The sequence below is a fragment of the Mycetocola spongiae genome, from assembly GCF_020424085.1.
Lineage (GTDB): Bacteria > Actinomycetota > Actinomycetes > Actinomycetales > Microbacteriaceae > Mycetocola > Mycetocola spongiae.
Genome location: NZ_CP080203.1, coordinates 831502 through 852038, shown reverse-complemented (window position 1 = coordinate 852038; position 20537 = coordinate 831502). Strand labels below are relative to the sequence as shown.

Sequence of the window (20537 nt, the reverse complement as noted above, 5' to 3'; positions counted from 1 at the left end):
CGTTCCCGTTCCCGTTCCCGTGTCGAGGTTAGCGACCGCGCCCATGCTGGTGCCCGTGTCTTTATTTGTGCCCGCGTCCGTGCCCTTGTCCGCGTTTATGTTCGTGCAGGTTTACCCGTTGGTACCCGTTTCTGCGGGCAGTGCCTGCGCCCGCGGGGTGCCGTCCTCGGCCCATAGGCCGGAGCAGCCGCGGCGGTGGCTGCCCAGCAGGTGAGTGTCCACGATGCCCACCGCCTCCATGAGCGCAAACATCGTGGTGGGGCCAATAAAGGAAAATCCGAGGGAGCGCAGGCGGCGGGCGAGCGCGATGGACTCGGGGGAGGTGGTGGGAATCTCGGTGTGGGTGCGCGGAAGCGGGGTGAGTGCGGGGCGCGCGTCCCAGATCACCCGGGCCAGCCCGCCCTCGGGGCGCAGGGCCAGCACTGCCCGGGCGTTGCCGATCGTGGCGGTGATTTTGGCCCGATTACGGATGATGCCGGGATTCTCCATGAGCCGGGTGAACTCCGGCTCGCCAAATGCGGCGACACGCTCCGGGTCAAATTGGGCAAAGGCCTCCCGAAATGCGGGCCGTTTCCGCAGGATGGTGGCCCAGGAGAGCCCGGACTGAAAGGCCTCCAGGCTGATCCGTTCAAAGAGCCCACGCTCATCGGTGACGGGGACGCCCCATTCGGTGTCGTAATACTCGCGCAATAGCGGATCGGTGGCGGCCCAGGCCGGACGATTCAGGCCGTCCGCTCCCCGGACCGGGCCTGCGTCGGGCGGCGTGCTGGGGGAGGAGGTTTCCATAGGCTAATTTTAGCGGGCTCCCTCCAGCCTCAGCAGCGCTAGCTTGGCTCGGCTGCCGCCGAGATAGGTGCCGAGGCCGCCGCTGGAACGGATGACCCGATGGCATGGGATGAGGATGGGAACCGGGTTATGTGAGCAGGCGTTGCTCACGGCGCGGGTGGCCAGGGGGCTGCCCACGGCCTCGGCCACGGAGCCGTAGCTCGCGGTATGCCCGTAGCGCAGCCGCGGCAGGAACTCGAGGACCGTGCCGCGGAAGCCGCGCAGCGCGCGGCGATCGATGGCGGAGGTAAAACGGCGCAGGGTTCCGGCAAAATAGCTGTCGAGTTCGCGCAGGAGAACGGCATGGGCCGCGGGGTTTTCCCGCGGGGTGAGGCCGTGGCTATAGCCGAGCTCGGCCAGCACCGCGGGCTGGTCCTCGGTATCAAAGACCAGGCGACGCACCCCAAACGCGCTTCCGATGAGCAGGAGGGGGCCCACGGGCGAGGGGTAATAGGTGTAGTTGAGTAGGCCCGGCCGCTCGCCGTCGGAGGGGGCTCCTGGCGCGGGAGGACGATAGGCGGGCGGGCAAGGCGCGGAGGCGTGATGCGTGGGAGGACGGTGTGCCGGTTCCGCCGGTGCCGGAACCCGAGACGGGAGGGGGCGGTGCGGTTCCAGGAGCGGGGGTGTGATTATCGCAACCCGCACGGGACGTCCCGCCGCCGGCACCGGCTTCGTGTGTGGCAGCGGGGGCACCGGCGATACCGGCGACACTCGGGAGAGCGGCGGTACCGGGCGCAGGCGGGTCGCGCCGGGAAGGAGGGCGCCGGGGGTGCGGCCCGGCCGTGGGACGGAGGCGTTCCCCGGGGGAGTGCTCCCGGCTGTTGCGCCGCTCCCTGTGACGCGGCTGCCGGTGATGCCGCTGCGTGGGACGCCACTGCCGGTGACGCCAATATCGGTGGCTCGGCTGCCGGTGATGCCACTACGCGGGACGCCACTGCCTGTGGCGCCAATAGTGATGACGCGACTCCCTGTATTGTCGCTGCCGGAGGCGACGGCGAGGCCACGCAGGTTGGCCCCGACCCGATGCTCGTTCTCTGCCGGACCCGCGGCGCCGCCAGCGGGGTGGTCCTCGGGTTCGTATCCGCCCGCTGCTCCCGGGAGGATTGTGGAGTCGGTACCGGGTGCATTCTGACCTGCGGGTGCACTCTGACCTGCGGGTGAACTCTGGCCTGCGGGTGCGCTGCCGGACACGGGCCGGGATACGGGCTTGACCTGGGCTGTGGGCTCGGCCCGGGGTGCGGTAGCGACGTGGGGCGTGGGCTCGGCCCGGGCAGCGGGCTCGGTTTTGCTGGGGCTCATATTATTCGCGGGGTTCACGCTGCCTGTGCGCGGCCAACTGCCTGTGCCGTCCGAGCTCACCCTGCGCTCCGGACTAGCCCTGCGCTCCGGACTAGCCCTGCGATCCGAGCTAGCCCTGCGATCCGAGCTAGCCTTGCGTTCCAAACTAGCCTTGCGCTCCGGACTAGCCCTGCGATCCAAACTAGCCTTGTGCTCCGAGCTAGCCGTGGGGTCCAAACTAACCGTGCGTTCCAAACTAACCGTGGTGGACATGGGCTCTCCTAGCCTCGTGGGGATGTTAACTCCCGCGGAAAAGCGGGGTGTATCCAGTAAAAGGGGCGAGGCGGGGAGAGGGCAGGGGGGGCTAGTGGAACTGTGGAAAGATGGTGCAGCTTGAGGTGCTGTGGATATCGGGAGTTTCCCGGCGCAGGAGGCCCGCAAACTCCGTGAAGAGGGTGTCACCCGCGGCCCGGGCCGCCGGGGAGAGCGCATCAAAATTCACAAAGCCGTGCAGGAGTGTGGGAAAGAGGCGATCGTGAACCACCGTGCCCTGGGCACGCAGGCGCTCGGCCAGGGCCTGCCCCTCATCAACCAGGGGATCGTATCCCGCGCGGCCGAGCAGAACCGTGGGCAGGGGCGGAAAGCGTGCCTGGAGCGGACTAAATCGGGCCAGGGCGCGCGGTGAGCGCGAGGGGAGCCAGGACGCAATATTTCCGCGCAATTCCTCGGCGTCCAAGCCCCAACCAAATCCAAACTCCTCCACGCTGGGAAGCGAGAGCGTCAGATCGGCATTGGGGGTGATCAGCAGTAGCGGCGCCAGGCGCGCGCCCTCGGCCAGGAGTAGCCGTGCCGCCAGGAGCGCAATCAGGCCACCCGCGCTATCCCCGGCCAGCGCGGGAATGCCTCCCGCATCGGTGATCCCGCGGCAGGCCAAGAGGACATCATCAAGCGCCGCTGGGGCGGGGTGCTCGGGCGCTCGCCGATAGTCCAGGGCCAGCACCTCGTATTCGGTGCTCAGGGCGATTCGGCGGCAGGCCCGATCATGCGTATCCAGATCGCCGCCGATAAAGGATCCGCCGTGAATATAAACCACCGTGATGCCGGGTGGGGTGCCCTCGCTTGCCACCGGCCGTGAGCGGTACCGGCGGCAGGGGAGTTCCGAGCCATCGGGGCGCCGCAGCGCGAGGTTATTTACGCTCTCCAGCTCGGGACCCGCCGGGCGAAAGCGTGGCCGTCCCGGGGTGCCGTGACGCGGGGCATTCGCCAGCCAATGCGCAAGATTGGGGTCGAGGCGCGGGGAGAGCATGTCTTCTATTCTGCGGGGAAAACCGGCCGCCCGGCGGTTGCCACCCGGACGTTCCGGGGATTCGCGGGGAAAACCAGCATTCGCGGAAAAATTATCCGAAAGGTTCTTTACTAATAAGATTCTTTCCTGATACATTGGCGGACACCACCACCATTCCACTGAGGGGATTTCGGCGTTGACCATTCGATCGCTTCCCGGCACACCGTCCTGGCTCGGCGCCACCAATGATCGCACGGCCCTGGCCCTGTTTCTTCAGCATGGCGCCCTGACCCGCAATCAGCTCGGGGAACTCTCCGGGCTCTCCAAGCCCACGGCCTCACAGATGATCGCCCGGCTCGAATCCGCCGCGCTGATAGAGGCGGTGGGGGAGCTCTCCGGGGGGCGCGGCCCCAATGCTGTGTCCTATGGTGTGCGCCGGGGACATACCTGGGGGGTGGCCATCGATGTGCAGCCCGAGGTGATTCGCTCCTGCGTGGTGGATGCCGTGGGTGGCGTGGGCCCGGTGGTGGAATATCGGCCGCAGCCCGGCGCCTCCGCGCCCGGTGCCGCCGCGGAGCTGCGGGACGCGATCGCGCGGGCCTGCGAGGCCGCCGGCGCCAATCACACCGCCGTGGCCGTGGCCGCCGTGGGGCTGCAGGGGGCAGTGAACCCACAGACCGATGAGCTGAACTTCACCGATGAGCTCCCGGGCTGGCCCCGGCACGAGGTGCGGGCCACGCTGGAACGTGAACTGGGCCTGGATCTCCTGCTCTCCAATGACGTGAACCTCGCGGCCGTGGCCGAGCGCACCGATGCCTCCGGCGCGGGCGCGGAGGCCGGCGGATTTGCGCTGTTTTGGGTGGGCAACGGCCTGGGCCTCGCGGTGGATATCGGCGGTGTACTGCATGCGGGAGCCTCCGGGGGAGCCGGCGAAATGGGGTATCTTGCCGTGCCCCGCGCCGCCACCGAGATTGACCCCGAGGCGCGCGATCTGCAGGATCTGATCAGCGGGGATGCGCTGATCGGGATAGCCCGCGCCCACGGCCTGACCGCCACGGGCTTCGAGAGTATGCTTGCCGAGATCCAGGCCCATCCCGCGCGCAGCGCGATCCTGAGCGAGTTTGCCCCGCGGATTGCCCTGGGAATCGCGCCGGTACTGGCGGTACTCGACCCCGAACTTCTGCTGCTGGGCGGCCCCACCGGGGCACTCGGCGGCGAGGAGCTCGCGACCCTCGTGAGTGAACATATCCGCGCCCATACCCGCTGGTCCCCGCGGATCAGCCCGGCCGGCGTGGTAACCCATCCCGTGCTCAGCGGCGCCCGCTGGGTGCTGATAAACGAGCTGCGCGAAAGACTTTTTCTGGCGGTGACCCCCGGCTAGCGGGTCCCCCGAAAAGCACGCCCCCGGGCGTGAACACTTTCCCCGCCGCCCGGCGGCGGTGATTGTGTTGCCAAAAACCGGCCGCCCCCGCGGCCGTCCCCGATAAAACACCCAATGAAGAGTGAGGCTAATTCGATGCAACGACGCACCGCTACACACCGCCCGTGGCTGCTATCCACGGCGCTGATCGCCGGATCGGTGGTGGCCCTGATGGGCTGTTCCTCCGGCGGCCCCGGGGCTGGAATGGAAGAATCCGCCCCGGAAAAACTCGAGGGAACCGTGTCGCTCTGGCACTTCTTCTCCGACCGGGAGGGCGCCGTTATCCAGTCGGTGGTGGATGATTTTGAGGCCAAGAACCCCGGCGTGAAGGTGGATGTTCACGACGGCCAGGACGACGAAAAAATGCGCAAGGTCATCGCGGCCGGCGGCAATATCGACGTGGGGCTGTCCTATTCCACCGATGTGGTGGGTAATTTCTGTTCCACCGGGGCCTTCCGCGATTTGGGGCCCTATATCGAACGCGATGACGTGGACCTCTCGCAGTTCTCGGATACCGTCAAAAACTATACGGAATACGATGACGTGCGCTGTGCGATGCCCATCCTCTCCGATGTAAACGCGCTGTTTTATAACCAGGACATGTTTGATGCCGCGGGCATCACCGAGCCGCCGAAGACCCTCGCGGAGCTGGAGCAGGTGGCCGAGAAGCTCACCGTGCTGAACCCCGATGGCTCGATTAAAACGCTTGGCTTTAACCCGTTCATGGGCATGTACGAAAACACCCCCTCGCATTTTGGTCCCGCGGTGGGTGGCGAATGGCTTAACGCCGATAGCACCAGCGCGATTGGCTCGGATAAAAACTGGCCCGTGCTGATGGAATGGCAAAAAAACTACGTGGATAAGATCGGCTACGACAAGCTACAGGCGTTCACCGCGGGCCTGGGCCAGGAGTTCTCGGCGGATAACGCCTTTCAGACCGGGCAGCTTGCGATGCAGATCGACGGCGAATACCGCACCGCGTTCCTCGAGGCCCAGGCCCCCGATGTGCGCTATGGCACCGCTCCCTTCCCCACCGCGGTGGGCTATGAGGATCTCTACGGCGCCGGCTATATCACCGGCAATGTGATCGGTATCGCCAAGGGTTCCAAGGTTCCGGAGCTGTCCTGGGCGCTACTGAAATATCTGACCACCGATACCGAGGCCCTGGTGAAGATGGCCAACGGCCTGAAAAACCTGCCCACAACCCACGCGGCACTGACCTCCCCGGATCTGCAGGTCACCGAGCAGTATCAGACCTTCATCGATATTGCCGAGCACCCCAAAACCGCCTCGAACCCCTCCAGCCCCAACGGCGGGGGATTCCAGCAGGCCTTTGGTGACTACTGGGTGAAGTATCAGTCGGGTAAGGGTGGCGATCTCACCGAGGGCCTCAAGGGCGTGGATAAGCAGATCGATGATGCGCTTGACCTGGTGAACGGTCCCTAATATGACCCCGATCACGATCTCGGAGGGGCGGGCAGATTCCCGGACCCGCCCCTCCGCCCGCCCCGAGGCAGCGCCCTCCCTCGCGTCGCCGCGCCCGCGGCGCGTGAACTGGGCCGTCCTGGCGATGATTGCGCCGGCCGTGCTGGGCATCCTGGTGTTTTTTGGCTATCCGCTGCTGGCCAGTGTGTACTATTCCTTCACCCGTTTTGACCTGGTCTCCCCGCCCGAATGGATCGGGCTGCGCAATTATGAATACCTCTTCACCAAGGACCCGATGGTGTGGACCGCCGCGCTGAATACGCTGTGGTTTATCCTCATCCTGACCCCGGTGAAGCTGGTGACCGCCCTGCTGACCGCGGGTCTCCTGGCCCGGGCTAAGCGGGCCACCGGCCTCTGGCGCACCCTGTTTTATCTGCCCGCCCTGGTGCCTCCCGTGGCCTCGGTCGTGGCGTTTGTCTTCCTGTTTAACCCCGGAACGGGCCCGGTAAACCTGATCCTCAAATCCATCGGCATCCAGGGCCCCCTGTGGTTTAACGATCCCGATTGGTCCAAGCCCTCGCTGCTGCTCCTGGGCATCTGGGTCATGGGCGATATCATGATCATTTTCCTCGCCGCGCTCCTGGATGTGCCCCGGGATCAATACGAGGCCTCCGCGCTGGACGGCGCGGGAGCATTTGCGCAGGTGCGCTATGTCACGCTGCCCAATATCACCCCGGTGCTGGTCTTCGCCCTGATCACGGGGGTGATCGCGGCGCTGCAATACTTCACGGAGGCCGCGGTGGCCAGCGCCGTGGCCTCGGGCAAGGCCACGGTAGGGCAGGGCGCGGGCGTCACGCTGGGATATCCCGATGGCTCCCTGCTCACCTATACCCAGTGGCTATATGTCCGCGGGTTCGGCCAGTATCAGCTCGGTTATGCCTCCGCGCTGGCCGTGCTGCTTTTTATCGTCGCCGCGATCTTCCTCGTGCTCCTCATGCGCAAGGTCAAGGCCTTTTCGCCCGAGGGGGCATCATGACCGCACTGACCGCGCGCTCCACCCCAACCACCTCCCGGATAAAGCCGCGTCGCCGCGGGAAATCCCTCGCCGCCTGGGTGGCCGAGCATCTGGTGCTCTCGATCCTCGCGGTGCTGTTTATCGCCCCGATCGTCTTTGTTTTTCTCACCTCGCTGATGCCCAGCGATCAGGCCCTCACCGCCTCGATCTGGCCGCGCAGCTGGGAGTGGGGCAACTATCTCACGGTATTTGAGAAGGCCCCGCTGGGCCGCTGGTTTGCCAATTCCGCGTTTTATGCGATCACCGCCACGCTGCTGATGCTGCTGTCCTCGGTGCCCGCCGCGTATGTCTTGGCCAAGATTAAAATCCCCGGGGCGAATATCATCTTTTTGGCGATCATCGTCGCGATGCTCTTGCCGCCGCAGGTCACCGCGGTACCCGTATATGTCTTGTGGAGCAACCTGGGTCTCACCGGCACGCTGTGGCCGCTGATCCTTCCCAATCTGCTCGGGGACGCGTTTTCGATCTTCCTGCTGCGCCAGTTTTTCCTCACCGTTCCCAAGGAATACGCCGATGCCGCCCGCCTGGACGGCTGTAGCGAATGGGGCGTGCTGCTGCGGGTGGTGGTGCCGATGGCCAAGCCGGGTATCGCCGCCGCCGGAATTTTCGCGTTTTTCCACTCCTGGAACGATTATTACGGTCCGCTGCTCTATGCCTCGGAGAGCCCGCAGTGGTGGCCCGTGGCCTATGGGCTGGCGACCTTCCGCGGCGCCCACGGCACCGACTGGGGCCTGACCATGGCGATGACCATGCTGGTTATGGTGCCGGTTGTCCTGATCTTCTTTTTTGCTCAAAAAATCTTTGTCGAGGGAATCACCCTCACCGGAGTTAAAGGCTAAACATCATGAAATTGACCATTATCGGTGGCGGGTCCACCTATACCCCCGAACTGATCGACGGCTTCGCCCGGCTGCGCGAGATCCTACCCCTCGAGGAGGTGTGGCTTGTGGACCCCAGCGAGGAGCGCCGCCGCCTGGTGGGCGGCATGGCCCGGCGGATGTTTGCCGCGGCCGGGCACCCCGGCACGGTCACCGCCACCGAGGATCTGGTGGCGGGCGTGGCGGGTGCGGATGTGGTACTGATTCAGCTGCGCATCGGCGGCCAGGCCGCCCGGCATACCGATGAGACCTGGCCCCATGAGGCCTGCTGCATCGGCCAGGAGACCACCGGACCGGGGGGCTTTGCCAAGGCGCTGCGCACCGTGCCCGTGGTACTGCGGGTGGCCGAGACCATTCGGCAATATGCCAAGCCCAATGCGTGGATCGTGGACTTCACCAATCCCGTGGGCATCGTCACGCGGGCGCTGCTGAACGAGGGCCACCGCGCCGTGGGGCTGTGTAATGTGGCGATCGGATTCCAGCGCAAATTTGCGCGGGTGCTGGGCGTGGACCACCGCGATATTACCCTCGGTCATGTGGGCCTGAACCATCTCACCTGGGAGCGTCAGGTCTTCCTGAACGAGGGCGGTATCCGGCGCGATGTGCTGCCCGAGCTGCTGGCCACGCGCCTGCCGGAGCTGGCCGAGGAGGTGCACCTGCCCGAGACGCTGCTGGCGCTGCAGGGCACCATTCCGTCCTATTATCTGCGCTATTTTTATGCCCATGACGAGGTGCTGCGCGAGCAGCGTGACTCACCCACCCGGGCGGAGGCGGTAATGGCCGTGGAGCAGACCCTGCTGGAGCTCTATGCCGATCCGAGTGTGCAGACCAAGCCCGAGATTCTGGCCCAGCGCGGCGGGGCCTTTTATTCCGAGGCGGCGGTGGATCTGATCGCCTCGCTGCACGGCGATCGCCGGGACGAGCAGGTGGTCAACCTGCAAAACAACGGTATTTTGCCGTTCCTGCCCGATGATCACGTGATCGAGGTGCCCGCGATCATCGGGGCCGACGGGGTGCATGCCCTGCCGGTTCCCGAGGTGGAGCCCGATCTGGCCGGAACCATCGCGCATGTTGCCGGCTATGAGCGCCTGGCGCTGGACGCGGCGATTCACGGTGGACGCGACCGGGTGCTGCGGGCGATGCTCGCGCATCCGCTGGTGCAGCAATTTGATCGCGCCGAAAAGCTCACCGATTTGCTCCTTGCGGCCAATGCCGATTATCTGCCCTGGGTGCGTTAATGGGCGTCATCATTGCCGTGGACGGGGGCGGCTCCAAAACGGATGCCGTGGCCCTGAACCGGCACGGGGAGGTGCTGGGGCGCGCCCGGGGAACCGGGACCAGCCCGCACCTGATCGGCCTGGACGCGGCGGTCTCCCAGATTCGTGAGCTGATCCTCGGGGCCGCGGCCGGGCAACGGATCGAGCGGGTCCACGTCTATCTTTCCGGCCTGGATCTGCCGATCGAGATCGTGGAATTTGCCGAGGGGCTCGCCGCGGCATTCCCGCACGGGGAGCTGGGCCACCTGGTCGTGGATAATGATCTCTTTGCGCTGCTGCGGGCCGGCACAGCGGAACCGGATGCGGTGGCGATCGTCTGCGGCACCGGGATCAACTGTGTGGGGGTGCGCGCGGACGGAGAAACCGTGCGTTTCCCGGCCCTGGGCATGATCTCCGGGGACTGGGGTGGTGGCTTTTCGATCGGCGAGTGGGGGCTCTGGCATGCTGCCCGTAGCGCCGATGGCCGCGGCCCGCGCAGCACCCTTGAACATACCGTGCCCGCCGCGCTGGGGCTTCCCGATGTCTCGGCGGTCACCGAGGCGCTGCATTTTGGCCGGATCGAACGCACCACGCTTGCGGCGCTGAGCCCGGTGGTTTTTGCCGAATCGGATGCGGGGGACCCGGTCGCGGGCTCGGTGGTGGATCGTCAGGCGGAAGAGATCGTGGCGCTGGCCACGGCCACGCTGCGCCGGCTGGGATTCCTGGGTTCCGCGGTGCCCGTGGTGCTCGGCGGCGGGGTGATCGCCTCGGATAATCGGCGGCTGCTGGCCGGCATCGCCTCCGGGATTTATGCCGAGGACCCCGCGGCGCGCATCGAGATCGTGCGCGAACCGCCGATTCTGGGGGCGAGCCTGCTGGCGCTGGCCGCCGCGGGGGTGGGGCCGGAGATCCTGGGGATCGCGCGGGAGCGGGTGCGCGTATCCCTCGCGAGCCCGGTCGGTTAGCGGGGGCCGGGGCGGGCGTGGGGCCCGCCCCGGAGCGACCGGAGGCTAGCGGTTGGATTCGTCCGAGGCGGCCTGGGCCTCGGCATACTCGGCCTCGCTCAGGGCCCCGACCACGGAACGGCGGCGGCTATACCCCAGGTAGACGGCGGCCCCCACCAGCATCCAGAGCAGGAAAACGATCCAGGTGGTGGTGCCAAGCGTGATCATCAGATAAACACAAAAGCCAAAGCCCAGCAGCGGCACCACGGGAAATAGCGGCACGCGGAATGTGCGCGGCAGGGCGGGCCGCTTCCAGCGCAGATAGATCACCGAGAGGTTCACCAGGGCAAAGGCAAATAGGGTGCCGATGCTGGTGGCATCGGCCAGCTCGCCGAGTGGGATCAGGGCCGCGGTGATCGCCACGGCCACACTCACGATCACGGTGCCGGCCACGGGGGTGTGGGTGCGCGGGGAGATGCGCGCAAAAATACTCGGCACCATGCCGTCGCGGGCCATGCTCATCAGGATGCGGGTCTGCCCGTAGAGCACAGTGAGGACCACGCTGGCAATAGCGATCACCGCGCCGATGGCCATCACCAGGGCGATCCACGGCGTCTGCGTAATATCGTTCAGGATGGCCGCGAGCGTGGGGCCGTTATCGCTGAAGGTATCCCAGGGGCGGGCCCCGATCGCGGCCACGGCCACCAGAATATAAACCACCGTGACGATGCCCAGCGAGAGCAGGATCGCGCGCGGCATATCCCGCTGCGGGTTTTTGGCCTCCTCGCCCGCGGTGGATGCGGCATCAAAGCCGATATAGGAGAAAAATACCCGCGAGGCGGCGGCGGAGATTCCGGCGGCACCCATCGGCGCGAGCGGCTCGAAGTTTTGGGCGTGGAAGGCGGTGAAGGCGATCGCCACAAACATCAGCATCACGGCGATCTTCAGCACCACCATGATGGTGTTGATCGCGATGGACTCGCGGGTGCCGCGGATCAGCAGCACCATCGCGAGCAGCACAATCGCCGCGGCGGGCAGATTGACGATTCCGCCATCGCCCGGGGCCCCGGCAATCGCCGCGGGCAGGTGGATGCCAAATAGGCCCAGGGCATCGTTAATATATTCGCCCGAGCCCACGGCCACGGCCGCCACCGAGACCGCGTATTCCAGGACCAGGCACCAGCCACATACCCAGGCCAGGCCCTCGCCGAGGGTCGCATAGGCATAGGAATAGCTCGAGCCCGATACCGGGACGCTTCCGGCCATCTCGGCATAGGAGAGCGCGGAGAGCAGCGCGGTAAATCCCGCGATGATAAACGCGATCCACACGGCCGGCCCGGCCATCGGGACCGCGGTGCCCAGGACCACAAATACCCCGGTGCCCAGGGTGGCGCCGATCGAGATCATCGTGAGCTGCCACAGGCCCATGCTTCGGCGCAGGCCGGTATTCTCCTCGGCCGTGGCCGCCGCCACGGGAAGCGGCTTGCGGCGGGAAAGCTGGGCGCCGAGCCGGGTGCGGGCGGGCAATTCGGTGGTCACGGGATACGTCCAAGCGGGTTCAAACGGAAAATAACCACACTACTGCCTCCGGGCGCGGATCGCCCGAGCGGGCCGACCACGCGCCGGGCGCCCGTCGCGCCGGAACGGAAAGGGCCCCGCGGAGCAACTCCGCGGGGCCCTTATCTCACACCGGCTAGTGTGCGGCGTGAATCTTGCCGTCGGCGCCCGGGGCATCGGCGGGCTTGGCAATAAACGGGCCGATGATCACGGCCACCACCGAGAGGCAGGCGCCGATGAAAAAGGCCGAGCCCACTCCGGAGGTCACGGCCTCCTCCATGCCGGCCCCGGCCTGCGCGCGCTGTGCCGACTGCAGGGACATCACCGTCACAAAGAGCGCGGTCCCGGCGGCACCGGCCACCTGCTGCACGGTACCCACGATGGCGCTGGCATGCGAGTACAGCGGGGGAGCCACCGAGGCCATGCTCGCCGTGAACAGCGGCGTGAAGAGCAGGGCCAGGCCCAGGCTCAGCACGATATGCGCGGCCAGCAGCACACCAAAGGTGGTCTCGGTGTTAATCGTGGACAGGAACCACAGCACCGCGCTGACGATCACGGTACCGGGGATCACCAGCGGGCGCGGGCCCACGGCATCATAGAGCCGACCCACAAACGGGGCCATGAGCCCCATCAGCAGGCCACCGGGCAGCATAAACAGGCCGATCTGGATTGTATCCAGGTGCAGGGCCTGCGTCATGAAGATCGGGAACAGCACAATCGTGCCAAAAAGCGCGGCCATCGAGATGACCATCATCAGCACGCTCGCGGTGAAGATCGGGGAGAGGAACGTGCGCAGGTCCAGCAGTGCGCGGTTCTGGCGCTGCAATACCAGCTGTCGCAGCACAAACGCGATCAGGGCAACCGCGCCGATCACGAGCGAGGCGATCAGCAGGGTATTGCTCTCGGCGGTGGTCTCACCGATGCGGCTAATCCCAAAGATCAGCCCACCAAAGCCCAGCGCGGACAGCACCACGCTGAGCACATCGATCGGAACCACGCGCGGCTCGGTCACGTTCACCACGTTGCGGATACCCACGATCAGCATGATCAGGGCGATCGGAAGCACGATCCAGAACATCCAGCGCCAGGACAGATAGTGCAGGATCAGGCCCGAGATGGTGGGACCAATCGCGGGGGCCACCGAAATCACGATGGACACACTGCCCATCATGCGGCCGCGCCGCGCGGGTTCCACCAGCGTCATCAGCGTGGTCATCAGCAGCGGCATCATGATGGCCGTACCGCTGGCCTGCACGATACGACCGGCCAGCAGCACCTCAAACCCCGGGGCAAGCCCGGCGATCAGGGTACCGGTGGAAAACAGCGACATTGCGGCAATAAAAATGGTGCGGGTACTGAAGCGCTGCAGCAGGAAGCCGGTGATCGGGATCACCACGGCCATGGTGAGCATAAACCCGGTGGTGAGCCACTGCGCGGTGGCCAGGGTGATGCTCAGGTCGCGGGTCAGCTCGGGCAGCGCCACGCTCATGATGGTTTCGTTCAGGATGACCACAAACGCGGCGGCAATCAGGAGGGCGATCACGCGGTTATTGCGTCGGGTGATCGCGGCGTCGAGCACGGGGGTCTCGGCGGTTGAAGAGGTCAAAAAGGAGTCCTTAAAGGTTCTGCGGATAGCGACAGGGAGGGATAACTCTCGCGGCGCGCAATCTATTCCATAATCTCGGTATCGTGAAGTCATGAGAATACTGCACACCTCCGACTGGCATGTGGGTCGCTCGTTTCACGGAGCATCCACCCTCGCCCATCTGGAGGACGTGTTACTGACCCTCGCGCAACAGGTGGTTGAACGGCGGGTGGACGTTGTGCTGGTGGCCGGCGATATCTTTGATACCGGGATGCCCTCCGCGGAGTCCTATGCGATGCTGGGCCGGGTCCTCGCCCGGCTCCAGGCCACCGGGGCGCGCATCATCCTCACCTCGGGCAATCACGATTCGCCCGCCCGCCTGGGTTTCCTCGCCGAATTTGCCGCGCTCGCCGGGGTGCATATCCTCGCCGATCCCACCCGGCTGGACACCCCGATCGAACTCGAGGATGAGCACGGAACGGTCCTGCTCTACGGCATCCCCTATCTGGAACCCGCGCTGCTGCGGCACCGCTATCCCGAACAGACCCTGCGCACCCAGGAGGACACGCTGCGCTTTGCGCTCGCGCGCATCCGCGCCGACCTCGCCGCCCGGCCGCCGGCCCGCAGCGTGCTGGCCGCGCACTGTTTTGCCAGCGGCGCGAGCGGGGGAGACGGGGAGCGCGATATCACGGCCGGTGGTGTGGAATCCGTGCCGCTGGATGTTTTTGAGGGCGTGGACTATGCCGCCCTTGGTCATATCCACGGCCGCGCGGTGCTTGCACCCCACCTGCGCTATAGCGGCGCACCCCTGCACTATTCCTTCTCCGAGGCGGGCAAGCCGCGCGGCTCCTGGCTCGTGGACCTCGGCGCGCACGGGGTGGAGGAGATCACCTGGCTGGATCTGCCCATCCCGCGGCCCCTGAGTATCCTGCGCGGAACCCTCGCCGAGCTCCTGGCCGATCCCGCCCACGAGGCGGTGCGCGAGCACTGGATCTCCGTGATCCTCACCGATCGGGTGCGCCCGGTGGAGCCCATGCGGGAACTGCAAAAACGCTTCCCCCATGCGGTCACCCTCGAACACGAACCCGAGCATCTCGAGGCCATCACCGAGGGGGGCTATGCCGGCCGGGTCCGCGAGCGCGGGGACGCCGAGATCATGGCCGAGTTTCTCGGATTTGTGCGCAATGGGGAGGGGCCCAACGCGCAGGAACAGGCAGTGCTTGCCGCCCTGATCGCCCAGGAAAATAACGAGGCTATCCGATGAAGATTCACCGCCTGAGCATCACCGGCTTTGGGCCGTTCCATCACACCCAGACCGTGGACTTTGATTCCTTCGAGGATGACGGCCTCTTCCTGATCGCCGGGAAAACCGGCGCCGGAAAATCCAGCATCCTCGATGCGATCAGCTTTGCCCTCTACGATTCCGTGCCGCGCTATGACGGCCAGGCCGCCCGGCTGCGCAGCGATCACTGCGGGCCGGGGGACCCCACCGCGGTGGAGCTGGAGTTCAGCGCCGGGGAGGAACGCTATCGGGTGCTGCGCTCGCCCGCCTATGAGCGTCCCAAATCCCGCGGGGAGGGCACCACGCTGCAAAAGGCCAGCGCGGAACTGTGGATCCTGCGCCCGACGGGCTGGGAGGCACTCTCCACCCTGGCCCGCGATGTGGGGATCCGGCTCGGCGAGATCGTGCAGCTGCGGCGGGAGCAATTCCTCCAGGTGATCCTGCTGGCCCAGAATCGTTTTGGCGAGTTCCTGCGGGCGCAGAGTGGTGAACGCCTGGAACTGCTGCGCACCCTGTTTGGCACGGCCCGCTTTGAACGCTATGAGCGTACCCTCGCCGAGAGTGTCCGCGAGGCCGAGCAGGAGCTCTCCGCGGTCCGCGCCGGCTATGCCGCACTCCTTGCCCAGCTCGGGGGTGTACTGGCCGCCGAGGAACACGCGGAGGAGATCCCGGAGGCGCCCACGGAGGAGTGGTTTGGGGACCGCCTGGCAGCTTCCGCCGCGCAGGAGCGGGACGCGCGTGCCGGGAGGGAAACCGCGGCCGGGCGCGCCACCCTGGCCGAGCAGGCGCTCGCCGCGGCGCGGCTCACCGCCTCGCGGCAGGCCAAACGGGCCGAGGCCACCGCCCGCCTCGCCGAGCTGACCGCGGCCGAGGATGCCATCACCGCCGAGCGGGAGGCCCTGGCCGCGGCCGAACGGGCCGCCGCCGCGACCCCCGCGGTGCGTGCCGCCGAGCGGGCCACCGCGGCCCTGACGGCGGCCCGGGATACCCACCGTTCCGCGCTCGCCGGCTATCTGGAGGGCGCGCAGGCGGAGGAACCCGGCGCCGAGGAACTCGCGCGGGGAATCGAATCCCTCACCCGCACGCTCGGCGCGCTGGAGGCCCTGGCCGCGGAGGAGACGCGCCTCGGCACGCTGGAGGCGGAGATCGCCGCCGCGGACCGGGAAATCCTCGGGGCCGGGGAGGCCTCCGCCGAGATGACCCGCCGGGCCGCGGAAATACCCGTCGTTCTTCAGGGTGCACGCGGGGACCGGGAGGAGGCACTGCGCCTCGCCCACGGGGTGCCGGCACTCGATACCGAGCGCCTGAGATTGCGGGCGATGCTTGACGCCGCGCGCGAGGCCGAGGACCTGGAGCTCTCGCTCGCCCGGGCCCGTGCCGCCATGGTCTCCGCCACCGCCGAACAGGATGCCGCCACACGCGCCCAGCGGGACCTGGTGACCCGCCAGCTTCAGGGCTATGCGGGCACCCTCGCGGCCGAGCTTACGGAGGGTGAACCCTGTCCGGTCTGTGGTGCAACCGCGCACCCGCAGCCCGCGGAACCCGGGGAAGCCCCCGTGACCGAGGCCGATATTGCCGCCGCCCGCAGTGCCGTGGAACGCAGCGGTACCGCGCTCGCCGAGTGTGCGTCCGCGTTTTATACCCGGGAGAGTGAGCTGGCCGCGCGCCGCGCCATCACCGGCGATACCGCGGTGCCGGATCTGCTGGCCGCCGAGCGCGGTATCGAGACCGATCTGGCCGCCGCCCGCGAGGCCGAGACCCGTGCCGGTGCACTCGCCGCGCACATCTTCGCCCTGGAAACCGAGGCCGAGGATCTGCACGCCGCGCGCGAAACTCACCGCGCCGCCGCGGAGGAGCGCGCCGCGCAATATGCGGGCCTGCTCAGCGAGCGGGCGGGGATACGCACGCGCCTGGACGAGGGTCGTGGCGGGGACGCCTCGGTAGCCGAGGCGATCACCCGGCATACCCGCGAACGCTCGCGCGCCCGCGAACTCGGGGAGGCGCAGGCAGCCGTGACCCGGGCGCTTGCGGAGCACGGCCGGGCCGACGCGGCCCTCCGGGATACCCTGATCGAATATATGTTCGAAGACCTTGCTGCCTGGGGTGCGGCGCTGCGCGAGGACCGGGAACCGCTGCGCATACGCGTGCGCGACCACGAAAACGCCGTGCTGGCAGCCCGCACCATCCTGGGGGACCCCGAGCTGGTGGCGCTGCCCGCCGAGGCGATGGACCTCGCCCCCCTGGAGGAGGAATCCACGCTCGCGCGCGCCGCGGCCGAGACCGCCGCCGAATCCGCGGCCGCCGCCACGCAGCGCCACCGCGCACTCGGGGACCTGATCGACCGGGCGCGCACCCTGCTCGCGGGCTCCGCCGAGCGCCACGCCGAATACGAGCGCCTGCGCGCACTCTCGATGGCGCTGAGCGGGGGAAAAAATAATACCCGCAGGATGCGCCTGGAGAGCTTTGTGCTCGCGGCCGAGCTCGAGGAGATCGTGGCCGCGGCCAATCTGCGCCTCCAGGAGATGAGTTCGGGACGCTTCAGCCTCGAACACGATGATTCGGTGCAATACCGTAATGCGCAGTCCGGCCTGGGGCTGAGCGTATATGACGCATTCACCGGCGCGGCCCGCCCCACCCAGTCACTCTCGGGGGGCGAGACCTTCCTCGCCTCGCTGGCGCTTGCCCTCGGGCTGGCCGAGGTGGTCAGCCAGCGCGCGGGAGGCATTCGCCTGGATACGCTGTTTATCGACGAGGGCTTCGGCTCGCTGGATCAGGAAACCCTGGATATCGCGATGGAGACCCTGGACGGGCTACGCGCGGGAGGACGCACCGTCGGGGTTATCAGCCACGTCCCGGCCATGCAGGAGCGCATTCCGGCCCGGTTGACCGTGAGCACCACCGCCGGGGGAGCCAGCCGAATCTCCTGACCCTCAGCGCTTGCCCGGGGCGGCGGCGAGCTACGCGCTCGCCGCCTCCCGCGTGCGCAGGAGCGCGTCCAGTACCCGGTCGCGCAGAATATCCGAGCGTGTGGTGAATGCTCTCTGGGCGGCCACATATTCGGCCTTACCCGCGTCCGTTTCGATCGGCACCGCCGAATACCCCCAGGCGCCGATGTCATAGGGCGAGGCTCGCATATCCAGGATTCGGATCTCCCGGGCCAGCTCAAAGCAGTCCAGGAGCAGCTCACCCGGCAGCGCGGGGCCCAGCTTGGAGGCCCATTTATAAAGATCCATGCCGGCGTGGAGGCAGCCGCGCTGCTCCAGCAGTGGCTGGTTCTCCCGGGTGGGGGAGAGCCGATTAAGCCCACTGGCCTCGGGGGTGAAAAACCTGAACGCGTCAAAATGGCTGCAGGCAATATTATGGCGTTCCACCACGGCATCCGTTTCGGCGGGGGTGAGCCGCAGTGGGGTGGATTCATGGCGTACCCGCTCGGGGTCCAGCTTATAAACCATCGCCCACTCGTGCAGGCCAAAGCAGCCGTATTGCGCGGGGCGTTCGCGTGTGCCGCGCAGCAGCCGGTGGATAAATCCCAGGAGGGGGCCGCGGGCGTCGAGGAGCGCCGCGGCGTCCACGATCAGATCGGCATCGCCGCTAGCGGCATACCAGCGCGGAATCTCCTCGCCGCGGGCATCCTCCAGGATCACGCCGGAGCCGGGATGCCAGGCCCGCAGGCGCGCGGGTTTAATCGGATAGTAGGTGAACAGAAAGTCCTCGATCGGATCGTTTATGCCCGCGGCCCGGCGCGCGATCCGGCCCGCGGTTAGCCTCTCGGCCCGCTCGGCATGGGCCGCTGCCCGCTGCCGCCACGTGGCCGCGTCGAGCCGGTCCGGCATCTGGTTATTTCTGTCCACCCCCTCAGTTTAGGCTCGTGTCGCCCGGCCCCGATTCATCCGGCGGCCCGTGCACGCATGATCGCCCCAAATTGCCTTTTTGTTAAGAAACGAATTTCTTCTACGTAAAAAGGCCCAAATTCTGAGAATTCTTTCGATTGCCTGGCCTAGCATCGGGGGAGCGGTCGCAAGATCGCCCGATAATCATCGCTCTTCCCGCACCGCCCCACCCGGGTGGCCGGGGAAATAAAAGGATCAACGTGGACCAGACTTTTGATGCTCACCGCCAGCTGTGGGTCGATCGTGAGGAGCGGGCGGAACGCCTCATCTCCCTCATCGGCGGCCTCTATCGTAATCACGGGGTGGTGACCTCGCTGCGCGGGCAGCGCCTGATTAACCTCTCCGCAATCGGCATCCTTAATGCCGTCACCTTTGCCCAGCAGACCTATGGCGATGGCGCCGATCTGGAGGGCCTGGAAAACGTCCTGCTCGCGCTGCGCGAGATCGGTCCCGGGGAGGCCTCGCTGGATCTCTCCCGCCTCTACGCCGGATTCCAGGAGGCGGGTTCGGAGGACCTCGAGGCCTATCTGCGTGCCGAGCTGGCGCCGGTCCTCGGCTCGGATGCCCCCGCGGCCCCCACCGATGTGGTGCTTTATGGCTTTGGCCGGATCGGTCGCCTGCTGGCCCGCATCCTGATCTCCCACGCCGGCAACGGAGACGGCCTGCGCCTGCGCGCCGTGGTGGTGCGCCGCGGTTCCGATAACGACCTCATGAAGCGCGCGAGCCTGCTCCAGCGCGACTCGGTGCACGGCCCCTTCCAGGGCACGGTCACGGTGGATGAGGAGCACAATACCATCCTCGCCAATGGCACCCTCATCCAGGTGATCTATGCGGATGATCCCGCCGCCATCGACTATACGAGCTACGGCATCCACGATGCGATCGTGGTGGATAATACCGGCCGCTGGCGTGATGAGGAGGGGCTGTCCCAGCACCTGCGCTCCGCGGGTGTGGCCCGGGTGCTGCTCACCGCCCCCGGCAAGGGTGCGCTGAAAAACATCGTGCACGGCATTAACGATGCGACGATCACCGCCGAGGATCGCATCGTTTCGGCCGCGTCCTGCACCACCAATGCGATCACCCCGGTCCTGAAGGTCATAAACGATGCCTATGGTGTGGTGCACGGACACGTGGAGACCGTACACTCCTTCACCAATGATCAGAACCTCATCGATAATTTCCATAAGGGCGACCGCCGCGGCCGCTCCGCGGCACTGAATATGGTGATCACCGAGACCGGGGCGGCCACCGCGGTGGCCAAGGCCCTGCCCGAGCTGGAGGGGCGACTCTCGGGAAGCTCGATCCGCGTGCCCACCCCCGATGTTTCGCTTGCGATCCTGAACCTCACGCTGGAACGGGCCACCACCCGCGATGCGGTAAACGACCTGCTGCGTGATATCGCCCGCAACTCCTCGCTGCGGCAGCAGATAGATTTTATCGAGTCACCCGAGGTGGTCTCGAGCGATTTTGTGGGCTCGCATCGCGCGGGCATCGTGGACGGACTGGCCACGATTTCCCACGAAAAAAACCTCATACTATACGTCTGGTATGACAACGAGTTCGGCTATAGCTGTCAGGTGGTGCGCGTGCTGGAGCGCATCGCCGGGTCGCATCCTCGGGTCCTGCCCGAGCGCGTCCCCGCCTAGCCGAGCAACAGAAACGCCGTCGCGCAAAACGGCGAATGGGCGCCCCCTCGCGGGGGCGCCCATTCCTTTATGAGTGGCGCCCGTTTCTGTGTGGCGGGGGCGCCCATTCCTTTATTATTGCGGGGGCGTCCACTCCTTTATGAGTGGCGCCCGTTCCTGTCTGGCGGGGGTGCCCATTCCGGTTTCCGGGG

The 20537-nt window shown here is 66.7% G+C and carries 15 protein-coding genes; 9 read left to right on the top strand and 6 right to left on the bottom strand.

Features of this window, described 5'->3' with window-relative positions:
• Nucleotides 1-111 precede the first annotated feature (111 nt).
• The 3 genes from KXZ72_RS03995 to KXZ72_RS03985 form a co-directional block, all read right to left on the bottom strand.
• Complete coding sequence (locus KXZ72_RS03995) at nt 112-786, bottom strand: DNA-3-methyladenine glycosylase I (RefSeq protein ID WP_226082446.1); 675 nt, start codon at nt 784-786, stop codon at nt 112-114.
• 9 nt (nt 787-795) lie between these two features.
• Nucleotides 796-1263, bottom strand: coding sequence for a methylated-DNA--[protein]-cysteine S-methyltransferase (locus tag KXZ72_RS14705; protein ID WP_264159455.1), 468 nt, complete (start codon nt 1261-1263; stop codon nt 796-798).
• A gap of 1204 nt (nt 1264-2467) precedes the next feature.
• Entirely contained in the window at nt 2468-3409 is a 942-nt protein-coding gene (locus tag KXZ72_RS03985; RefSeq protein ID WP_226082444.1) for an alpha/beta hydrolase fold domain-containing protein, read from the bottom strand.
• A 175-nt stretch (nt 3410-3584) separates the two neighbouring features.
• Between KXZ72_RS03985 and KXZ72_RS03980 the strand changes: the two genes are divergently transcribed.
• The 6 genes from KXZ72_RS03980 to KXZ72_RS03955 all read left to right on the top strand — a co-directional run bounded on the left by KXZ72_RS03980 (nt 3585) and on the right by KXZ72_RS03955 (nt 10407).
• Nucleotides 3585-4769, top strand: a complete 1185-nt coding sequence (locus KXZ72_RS03980) for an ROK family transcriptional regulator (protein ID WP_226082443.1) — start codon at nt 3585-3587, stop codon at nt 4767-4769.
• Nucleotides 4770-4904: 135 nt separating this feature from the next.
• Nucleotides 4905-6254, top strand: coding sequence for an extracellular solute-binding protein (locus KXZ72_RS03975; protein WP_226082442.1), 1350 nt, complete (start codon nt 4905-4907; stop codon nt 6252-6254).
• A 1-nt stretch (nt 6255) separates the two neighbouring features.
• Nucleotides 6256-7269, top strand: a complete 1014-nt coding sequence (locus KXZ72_RS03970; RefSeq protein WP_226082441.1) for a carbohydrate ABC transporter permease — start codon at nt 6256-6258, stop codon at nt 7267-7269.
• Nucleotides 7266-8147 (top strand): carbohydrate ABC transporter permease, encoded by an 882-nt coding sequence (locus tag KXZ72_RS03965; RefSeq protein ID WP_226082440.1) that lies wholly within the window; start codon nt 7266-7268, stop codon nt 8145-8147. Before KXZ72_RS03970 ends, KXZ72_RS03965 begins: the two co-directional genes overlap by 4 nt.
• Nucleotides 8148-8152: 5 nt before the next feature.
• A complete protein-coding gene (locus tag KXZ72_RS03960; protein WP_226082439.1) occupies nt 8153-9424 on the top strand; it encodes a 6-phospho-beta-glucosidase in 1272 nt (423 codons plus the stop codon).
• Nucleotides 9424-10407, top strand: a complete 984-nt coding sequence (locus KXZ72_RS03955) for an N-acetylglucosamine kinase (protein WP_226082438.1) — start codon at nt 9424-9426, stop codon at nt 10405-10407. Before KXZ72_RS03960 ends, KXZ72_RS03955 begins: the two co-directional genes overlap by 1 nt.
• 45 nt (nt 10408-10452) lie before the next feature.
• Here KXZ72_RS03955 and KXZ72_RS03950 read toward each other — a convergent pair whose 3' ends face one another.
• The gene (locus tag KXZ72_RS03950; RefSeq protein WP_226082437.1) at nt 10453-11925 is read right to left on the bottom strand and encodes an amino acid permease; all 1473 of its coding nucleotides are present in this window, start codon (nt 11923-11925) and stop codon (nt 10453-10455) included.
• Between the two features lie 154 nt (nt 11926-12079).
• Entirely contained in the window at nt 12080-13549 is a 1470-nt protein-coding gene (locus KXZ72_RS03945) for a DHA2 family efflux MFS transporter permease subunit (protein ID WP_226082436.1), read from the bottom strand.
• Between the two features lie 91 nt (nt 13550-13640).
• Between KXZ72_RS03945 and KXZ72_RS03940 the strand changes: the two genes are divergently transcribed.
• Nucleotides 13641-14792: an exonuclease SbcCD subunit D gene (locus KXZ72_RS03940; protein ID WP_226082435.1), complete on the top strand. Its 1152-nt coding sequence runs from the start codon at nt 13641-13643 to the stop codon at nt 14790-14792.
• Complete coding sequence (locus KXZ72_RS03935; RefSeq protein WP_226082434.1) at nt 14789-17737, top strand: AAA family ATPase; 2949 nt, start codon at nt 14789-14791, stop codon at nt 17735-17737. The genes KXZ72_RS03940 and KXZ72_RS03935 overlap by 4 nt, the downstream gene beginning before the upstream one ends.
• 30 nt (nt 17738-17767) lie before the next feature.
• Here the strand turns inward: KXZ72_RS03935 and KXZ72_RS03930 are convergent, their stop codons facing one another.
• Nucleotides 17768-18661: a 3-methyladenine DNA glycosylase gene (locus KXZ72_RS03930; RefSeq protein ID WP_318999885.1), complete on the bottom strand. Its 894-nt coding sequence runs from the start codon at nt 18659-18661 to the stop codon at nt 17768-17770.
• 239 nt (nt 18662-18900) lie between these two features.
• Between KXZ72_RS03930 and KXZ72_RS03925 the strand changes: the two genes are divergently transcribed.
• Entirely contained in the window at nt 18901-20346 is a 1446-nt protein-coding gene (locus KXZ72_RS03925) for a glyceraldehyde-3-phosphate dehydrogenase (RefSeq protein WP_226082433.1), read from the top strand.
• Nucleotides 20347-20537: the final 191 nt, after the last annotated feature.

Coding starts and splice junctions, on each gene's coding strand:
- KXZ72_RS03995 (WP_226082446.1), bottom strand. CDS start 786: ATGGAAACCTCCTCCCCCAGCACGCCGCCCGACGCAGGCCCGGTCCGG.
- KXZ72_RS03985 (WP_226082444.1), bottom strand. CDS start 3,409: ATGCTCTCCCCGCGCCTCGACCCCAATCTTGCGCATTGGCTGGCGAAT.
- KXZ72_RS03975 (WP_226082442.1), top strand. CDS start 4,905: ATGCAACGACGCACCGCTACACACCGCCCGTGGCTGCTATCCACGGCG.
- KXZ72_RS03970 (WP_226082441.1), top strand. CDS start 6,256: ATGACCCCGATCACGATCTCGGAGGGGCGGGCAGATTCCCGGACCCGC.
- KXZ72_RS03965 (WP_226082440.1), top strand. CDS start 7,266: ATGACCGCACTGACCGCGCGCTCCACCCCAACCACCTCCCGGATAAAG.
- KXZ72_RS03960 (WP_226082439.1), top strand. CDS start 8,153: ATGAAATTGACCATTATCGGTGGCGGGTCCACCTATACCCCCGAACTG.
- KXZ72_RS03955 (WP_226082438.1), top strand. CDS start 9,424: ATGGGCGTCATCATTGCCGTGGACGGGGGCGGCTCCAAAACGGATGCC.
- KXZ72_RS03940 (WP_226082435.1), top strand. CDS start 13,641: ATGAGAATACTGCACACCTCCGACTGGCATGTGGGTCGCTCGTTTCAC.
- KXZ72_RS03935 (WP_226082434.1), top strand. CDS start 14,789: ATGAAGATTCACCGCCTGAGCATCACCGGCTTTGGGCCGTTCCATCAC.